This window comes from Gilliamella sp. B3023 (assembly GCF_026536845.1).
GTDB classification, from domain to species: domain Bacteria; phylum Pseudomonadota; class Gammaproteobacteria; order Enterobacterales; family Orbaceae; genus Gilliamella; species Gilliamella apicola_E.
Genome location: NZ_JAFNNH010000073.1, coordinates 1 through 704, shown reverse-complemented (window position 1 = coordinate 704; position 704 = coordinate 1). Strand labels below are relative to the sequence as shown.

Below are 704 nucleotides of genomic sequence, written 5' to 3'. Positions count from 1 at the left end.
TTATGGCTAAACGACGTTGACTCCTTGAGTCAGCTTACTTTTAATGACTCAACACTATTTTTTATCACCCCCACCCCCGTCCTAAGGATTAGGGACGAAGAAATAAGAACTAAGGATAGGCACAAACCCCCCAGCCGCCGCCGGAGTTGTACCTCACATTACCGCCGGGAGTGTGGACGACAAACTGGCTACTACCAGACGAGTCACTAGTCCAGTACCAAGGATAGTTGTAGAAGCCAGCGTCTGAATAATCAGACATATAACCCCACTCCGTGAAAAAACCAGAACCTATATGACGCATAAAATGATTACCCGGCGAGGAAGGGGTGGCGCCGACTGAACCGCGACAGGCAGAATCGTTGTTAGGACAAGATGCGTTGGTTAAATCCTTTACGCGAGGCAGACGATAACCAATACGACTACACCAAGATAATGTATTAGAATCACCGTAAGAGTCAGTACCACGGTTCACGAACCACTGCTTTAAAGTAAAACCATATTTAACAACAGGATTACCTTGACGGTCACGACCGACCAACTCGAAGGTCTGAGGCAAAGTAGGTTTAGAAATAGGACTAGGACTGTCTGAATTATGCTGGGATTCGGTAGCGTGAGGACCCGTTAAAGTAACGCGTACGCTTGTAGCAGTAGAATTAGACATAGTAGCAGTGATACCTCCATGAGAAACAGGAGACCAAGACAAT

Annotated in this window: 1 pseudogene; it reads right to left on the bottom strand. The window is 46.6% G+C overall.

The features are described from left to right. Positions 1-109: 109 nt before the first annotated feature. Positions 110-704 (bottom strand): annotated as a pseudogene (locus J3U16_RS12025) (hypothetical protein); the annotation flags it as partial.